This window comes from Rickettsia sp., from assembly GCF_965035265.1.
Map to the genome: position 1 here is coordinate 1 of NZ_CBCDJS010000084.1, position 5,602 is coordinate 5,602.

Here is a 5,602-nt window from a genome sequence, read left to right on the forward strand (position 1 = left end):
AAAAACTTCTGATGCTTCCTTTTGGCTCCTTCCTTTCTTTAGGTAATTTATTACTTTCTTCCTTAAATCTTCACTATATGGACTTGTTGACATTTTTCCTTGTATATTATCTTATTATTGCACCTAATACTATATGATTTACTATAATTGTTCCTTAGGTATAAAATATTCTTGCAAAATGTCTTTATCAGTTCCATAAAGAGGCCATAATATATGTATATCGGTGTTCATAGCACTATTCCTAGAAATAGGGGATTTAATACTCATTTTTTGTGCATACAATTTCTCAATATTCCATCTTATCTTTTTACCTAGGTTAAAATATTGAGATATTCTAAAAATTCCTCTTTTTAAAGCTATTAAAGATTCAGGTTGTATTTTTGTAAGTTTCTCCTTGTTAGTTTTTTCATACCAAAACAAACCTGCCTCTTCAAATAAGTGATTTTTTTCTACTGATAAACGCCCATAAGCAAGCTCAGCATCGGAATTTTCAGTTATGTAAATTTTAAAGTTATTTATAAAATCTTTATAATTCATAAATTTTGCATGAAAAATAACTTGTGGATTTTCTACCGTTATAAGCTCTGCTTCAACTATAACACCAAATAAACCGTAGCCTCCTAAAACAGCCTGAAAAAGTTCCGGTTCAGTATGTTTATTTATATCTCTTATTATCCCATCGGCAGTTATTACTTTTAAAGATAATACCGTTGAAGAGATAGGCGGAGCGTTAACCTGCCACCCATGAGCATTAACACTAAGTGTACCGCCAAGGGTAAAAATATTATCTGACTGCATTACTTTTATAGAACGGTTATATTGGTCAAGCACATTTTGAACTTTCTTCCATGTAGCACCGGCACCTATAGTAATTGTTTGTGTTACAGGGTTATAAACTACTTTACTAATTTCCATCATGTCTAAATGAATCGAATCATTTAAAATAGATTGTCCCCCCATAGAGTGCTTACGTCCAGCAATAGTAATTTTTTTATTGTTTAATTTTGCTTTTTTAATTGCTCCTATAATATCATATATGTTTTTAGCATGGATTATTAAACTTGGTTTGCTGATGGTGCCCCCCCTGCATCGTAAATAATAAAAGGTCTAGATTCTTGTGTTTTAATTAGCTCTGACGGTTTATTAGTTTGGATGGATTTAACTCCTAAGTTAAAAAAATCTTCGGCAATTTGTTTATCATCTACAGTCCATATCATAATTGGATAACCATGATCTATTAATGGTTTAATTAATTTTATTGGGGTATTAAATCTAATCCCTAGCATATCAGGTCTTATTATTCTTCTGATTTGTTTTTGGAAAAAAGGTTGTTTTAATATCCAAGGGATTCGATCGAATTGTGTTTGTATTTCTTCATCTCCTGCTTGTGAATTTGTTGTATAGTCATATACCAACAAAATATTTCGGGAATTGAGACGCATTAATGCTAAAAAGAAAGGGTTAAATGACTCTACAAAAACTCTTTCTTCAATATGATATTTATTTATTAACTCAGTGATTTTAGAACAAAATTCATGATTAAAAATTTTATCACTTTTTACATCTAAAAAATAAATTTTTGTGAACCGACTAAATTAAAAAGATCAGTTAATGTCAATAATTTCTGATTATTGTTTTTATATGATAATAGTTTGAGTTGCTCCCACTTATAATCTTCTGGTTTACCAAATCCGTTTGTAGCTTCTTCTAAAGTTTCAGCATGATATAAAAAAGGAATTCCGTCTTTTGATAATCTAACATCTACTTCTATTCCGTCTACGTAGCTCATTAAAGCATTTTGTATTGCTTCTAAACTATTACCTTGAAATTTTTTAGAAGTTAATGATTTATGAGCAATATATTTAGGAAAGTAAGTAAGAGTAGGTGACGTAATTAAGGCAGTAGGAGTATAAAGAGGCTCAACATTAAGATAAATAGCTAAAATAATACTGCTCAAAAATATTATATATTTTATTATTTTTTGTGCTTTCATAATATAAAAATAATTAAGAAGGAAATTGTGTTTTCTAAAATAAGTTGCGTAAAATCATTATTTCAGCTATATTAAAGCCATTTCTGAGAATTAAATCAATAACAAAATTATGTCACAAAAATTAGGTTTCTGGGCAGTTTTTGCCTTAGTAACCGGCAGTCAAATCGGTACTAGCGTCTTTATATTACCTTTAAGTTTAGCTCCATTCGGTATATACAGCATTTGGGGCTGGGTGTTGTCGCTATTCGGAGCTATGAGTATAGCTCTCGTGTTCTCATGTCTTTGTGCAAAATTTCCTAAAACAGGCGGTCCTCATGTTTATATACGGGAAAGTTTCGGGGATAAAATAGCTTTCTTCGCCGGCTTCACTTACTGGGTTATATCCTTTGTTAGTACTAGCATAGTTGTTATCTCAGCAATAGGTTACCTAACGCCTTTTTTCAAATCACAAGCGATTTTGGATTTAATATTACAGATAATATTATTAGGTGCTATTGCGGTTTTAAATTTAAAAGGTCCTGAAGTAGCAGGAAAAGCTGAGTTTTATTTGACTCTCTTAAAATTTGTTCCATTGCTTGTAGTAGGTTTATGTGCTTTATCGCATTTTAATATAGATAATATAGCTATTGCCGAGGAAGTAGAGAATTTAAGCATTCCGACCATTATGGGAAGAGTTGCACTTCTTACTTTTTGGGGATTTATCGGAGTAGAATGTGCAACTACTACGGCAGGTGCGGTAAAAAATCCGGATAAGACTATTCCAAGAGCCATAATAGTTGGAACTTTCTGTGTAGCGGTGTTATATATTATAAATAGCATAGGTATAATGGGTTTAATCCCTGCTTCAGAGCTTATTAGCTCTAAAGCTCCTTATGCTGATGCTGCTGCATTATTATTCGGTGGTAAATGGTCAAGCGTAATTACGGTTATAGCTTCGATTATATGTATAGGTACACTCAATGCTTGGGTGCTAACTAGCGGACAAATTGCTCTTGGGCTTGCAGAAGACGGGTTACTACCGAAATTTTTTGCCAAAAAGAATAATAATAACGCACCTGTATGGGGAATTATTGTAAGCTGCCTTGGCATTGCGCCTTTATTAGTTTTTACAGCAAATGATAATTTTGCCGAACAGATTACACAAATAATAGATTTCTCGGCAATAACATTCTTATTCGTCTATTTAATTTGTAGCTTAGCATTTTTAAAGGTGATTTTTAGCTCAAAAGAAAATTTTTCTTATTATTATTTACTGATAGCCATAATATCGATTATCTTTTGTGCTTGGGTTATCTATGAAACACCTATTAAAACTCTGATTATAGCTAGTTCTTTTACTATTCTTGGTATTCCTTTATATTATGGATGGTATAGGGGGAGTAAGAGAGATAAGTTTTAGCCTATGTCATACCGCGGCTTGACCGCGGTATCTAAAAAAATACTCAATGGATACCGCGGTCAAGCCGCGGTATGACAACATATGATAAAAGATCGCATTAATCTACTTAGAAGCTTATTCCTGGAATATAATATAGATGGTTACATCATTCCGTCTAACGATAAATATATGAGCGAATATGTACCTGAGTATGCCAAAAGGCTTGAATATATAACAGGTTTTACCGGTTCAAACGGTATAGCTGTTATATGTAAAGATACAGCATTATTTTTTACCGACGGGCGTTATTTAGAGCAAGCAAGTAAAGAGCTTGATCTGCAAATTTTTAAGGTTTTCTCTTTAAAAGAGATATCTAAGTTTGGTAAAGGTACAAAAATAGGTTACGATCCTGAATTATTTACTTATCTTGCTATATCAAATTTAATTTTACTAGATCCCGCGGTCAAGCCGCGGGATGACATTTTGTGTAAGATTAAAGGAAATTTAATTGATAGGATTTGGCATAATCAGCCATTAGAGCCAAATTCTAAAGTTTATTTACATGATATTAAATTTGCGGGCGTTAGTCATATTGATAAAATAAGTAAATGTCGTGAGATTTTTTTGGATTCCCGCTTTCGTGGGAATGACAATAAAAAGGACTGGAATGACGAAGCCTTAGTTATTCTAGATAGCTCCTCCATATGCTGGTTACTAAACTTACGAGCTAGTGATGTTGCATACACCCCTTTAATGTTTGCTAAAGTCATACTTACTTTTACAAAATTATATCTATTTATCGACCCATCAAGAATTGATGCCGAAATTATTAATGCTCGTCCTGAAATAACAATTTTACCGGAAGAAGAATTTGAAAATATTTTAAAAGATAATGAGAACATTTTCATCGATGATAGTATAGCATCGGTTCATATAATGGACTTAATAGCTGATAAGCAAATACAGAAAATTACCGAACCGTGTTTAATGCCGAAAGCTTGTAAAAATGATGTAGAGATTAAGCATGCAATCGACTTTCATATTAAAGATGCAGTAGCTTTATGTGAGTTTTTTGCTGATTTGGATTGTCATTATGTCATCCCGCGACTTGATCGCGGGATCTCAGAACACAGTTTACAATACAAGATCCCGCGGTCAAGCCGCGGGATGACAATGGAAGAAACTACTCGCAATGACAGTGGGTTATTAACAGAACACACCCTAGGTTTAAAGCTTACAGAATATAGAGCCAAACAAGAGGGCTATGTTTCAGATAGTTTTCCTGCTATTTGCGGATTTCAGGAAAATAGTGCCATTATTCATTATAGAGCTGACCAAAAAGCTGCTAAGAAGATTGAGAGGCAGGGGATATTACTGATAGATTCCGGCGGTCAATATAGTGGTGCTACTACCGATATAACTAGAACAATAGTGATAGGTGAAGCAACCGTTGAGCAGAAAAAGCGTTATACGCAAGTACTTAAAGGACATATTGCTTTAGCAAGAGCCAAATTTCCTAAAAATATCGTTACGGGAGCTAATCTTGATATACTCGCTCGGCAATATTTATGGCAAGAAAAGCTAGATTATCCACACGGTACAGGTCATGGGGTAGGAAGCTTCTTGAGCGTTCATGAAGGACCGCAAAGCATAAATCTTCGTAATAAAACTGTACTTCAACCAGGTATGATCTTATCTAATGAACCTGGATTTTATATTCCTGGAAAATATGGTATTAGAATTGAGAATTTGATGTATGTAAAAGAAAATAGCGAATGGCTTGAATTTGAGACCTTAAGCCTAGTACCTTATGCTAGTAAATTGATTGATGTGAAACTACTTAATATTGATGAAATAAGCTATATCAAGGAATATTATAATAAAATTAGAGATAAAATTTATGATTTATTATCTCAAAAAGCTAAAAGTTGGCTTGATAATGAGATAAATCTTTTTGGCAATCTTCACAGAACCTAGATTTTGTGAGGAAAAATATTTATTTTATATTTCATAATTGCTATTACTACATAACTCTATTGCAGAATTAATAGGATTAATTACTCTAAAATTATCAGAATGCATAAAATGATGAAACTGCTCACTATGCATAATATAATGGCCTGAAAAATCAAGACAAAATATATGAACAATGTACTTGGTAATGTTGCTTAAAATTAAGCTGCTATTTGTTCATAATGTTGTACGTAATCCAGATAAACATTCATAGGTTT

At 32.6% G+C, this 5,602-nt stretch carries 6 protein-coding genes; 2 read left to right on the plus strand and 4 right to left on the minus strand.

Annotated elements, in window-relative coordinates; genetic code table 11:
• The 4 genes from AC1Z7D_RS05710 to AC1Z7D_RS05725 all read right to left on the minus strand — a co-directional run.
• On the minus strand, nt 1-93 hold a 93-nt coding region (locus AC1Z7D_RS05710), incomplete at its 3' end, for an IS630 transposase-related protein (protein ID WP_482601266.1).
• A gap of 48 nt (nt 94-141) precedes the next feature.
• Entirely contained in the window at nt 142-1,074 is a 933-nt protein-coding gene (locus AC1Z7D_RS05715; protein WP_482602762.1) for an FAD-binding oxidoreductase, read from the minus strand.
• A complete protein-coding gene (locus AC1Z7D_RS05720; RefSeq protein WP_482602754.1) occupies nt 1,056-1,442 on the minus strand; it encodes a hypothetical protein in 387 nt (128 codons plus the stop codon). The genes AC1Z7D_RS05715 and AC1Z7D_RS05720 overlap by 19 nt, the downstream gene beginning before the upstream one ends.
• 122 nt (nt 1,443-1,564) lie before the next feature.
• Nucleotides 1,565-1,993, minus strand: a complete 429-nt coding sequence (locus AC1Z7D_RS05725; RefSeq protein WP_482602756.1) for a glycerophosphodiester phosphodiesterase — start codon at nt 1,991-1,993, stop codon at nt 1,565-1,567.
• A gap of 109 nt (nt 1,994-2,102) precedes the next feature.
• Between AC1Z7D_RS05725 and AC1Z7D_RS05730 the strand changes: the two genes are divergently transcribed.
• Together AC1Z7D_RS05730 and AC1Z7D_RS05735 are read left to right on the plus strand one after the other, a co-directional pair.
• Nucleotides 2,103-3,392: an APC family permease gene (locus AC1Z7D_RS05730; RefSeq protein ID WP_482602758.1), complete on the plus strand. Its 1,290-nt coding sequence runs from the start codon at nt 2,103-2,105 to the stop codon at nt 3,390-3,392.
• Between the two features lie 81 nt (nt 3,393-3,473).
• Nucleotides 3,474-5,348: an aminopeptidase P family protein gene (locus AC1Z7D_RS05735; protein WP_482602760.1), complete on the plus strand. Its 1,875-nt coding sequence runs from the start codon at nt 3,474-3,476 to the stop codon at nt 5,346-5,348.
• The last annotated feature ends 254 nt before the right edge of the window (nt 5,349-5,602 follow it).